Source organism: Streptomyces sp. N35 (assembly GCF_016464295.1).
In the GTDB taxonomy this organism is placed as follows: Bacteria; Actinomycetota; Actinomycetes; order Streptomycetales; family Streptomycetaceae; genus Streptomyces.
The window spans coordinates 1-1,236 of record NZ_JAEIMH010000200.1 but is presented as its reverse complement, the minus strand read 5'-3'; the positions used below and the strand labels follow the sequence as shown (position 1 = coordinate 1,236).

1 protein-coding gene is annotated in these 1,236 nt (G+C 74.1%); it reads right to left on the bottom strand.

All coding sequences use genetic code 11. The annotated features are described in order from the left end of the window. On the bottom strand, nt 1-1,137 hold a 1,137-nt coding region (locus tag JAO81_RS41860; RefSeq protein WP_199553247.1), incomplete at its 3' end, for an ALF repeat-containing protein. Nucleotides 1,138-1,236 lie beyond the last annotated feature (99 nt).

Genomic DNA, 1,236 nt, shown 5'->3' with positions numbered 1-1,236 from the left:
GAAGGACACGGCCTCCCTGGCGGAGTCGAGGGCGCGGCTCATCGCGTAGTTGGCGGTGGCGGCCGCGGCCCGTGCCGTCCGCGCCGCGTTCTTGGCCGTCGCGGCGGACTGCGCGGCCTTGGTGGCGGAGGCGTCGGCGGCGTCCGCGTTCCTGCGCGCCTCGTCCTTCGCGAGGTCGGCGTCCTTGGCGTACTCGCCCGCCTTGGTCGCCCAGTCGGTCGCCTCCTGCGCCGCGTTGCGCGCCTCGGCCGCTGCCTTCTGCGCGTACGAGGCATCCTCGAGCGCCTTCAGGGCGACCTTCGACGCGTGCGCGACGGCGGCACGGACCGCCGACACATGCGTGGCGTGGTCGTGGTCGAGGCGGGCGGCGTCGAACTGCCCGGAGCTGACGAAGCTGCGGCGCATCTTCGCGGAGCCCTCGAGGGCGATCTGTGCCGCCGCCTTCGTGTACAGACCGCCCGTGTTGAGCAGCCGCAGGATCTCGACGTTGTCGTCCTCCTTGACCGCGTCGGCGAGTTCCAGGGAGAGGAAGCGGTGCATGGCGACGGCCGTGCCCGCGTCGAGGGCGGCCTGTGCCTTGGCCTTGACGGCGGGGCCCGGGTTCTCGTTCAGGACCCGGAAGATCCTGACCCGGTACGTCTCGGCGCCCGCCGTGACGAAGCCGCTCGACAGGAACCGGGTCGGCGCCTCGTCGTCGGTGCTCGCGAGTGCGGTGTGGGCCGCCTCGGCGATGGCCGCCGTGGACATCCGCGCCACGCCGAGAACGGTCTCCCGGTCGTCGGCCTTCTGCGCGAGGACGCGGTCGGCGTCGAGCCAGTTGAGGACGTCCTCGTCATTGCCGGCGAGGGCGAACTCGGCGGCCTCACGGGTCCAGCTGCCGGTCACGGTGAGGAGTTCGGCGGCGGCGACGCGCCCGCCGGCCACGCCCTTGGCGGTGCCGCCGCACGCCATGGCCGACTCGGCGGCGGCGATCAGGTCCTTGATCGCCGAGGAGGTCCGGTCGGCCTCGGTGCGCTCGCGGTCGGCGGCGACGGCGGCGTCCTTCTCCGCCTTCGCCCTCAACCGTGCCTCGGCGACGCAGAGTTCGACCTCTTCGGCGAGGTGGGCGGTCTCCGCGGTGCGGGCGGCCTGCTCCACCTCCGAGGCTTCCTTGACGGCGTCGTGCGCCTTGGTGGCGGCGTCGGGGGGGGGGGTCGCGCGCTCGGGGGGGGGCGTGGGGCACTCGGTCCCCCCACC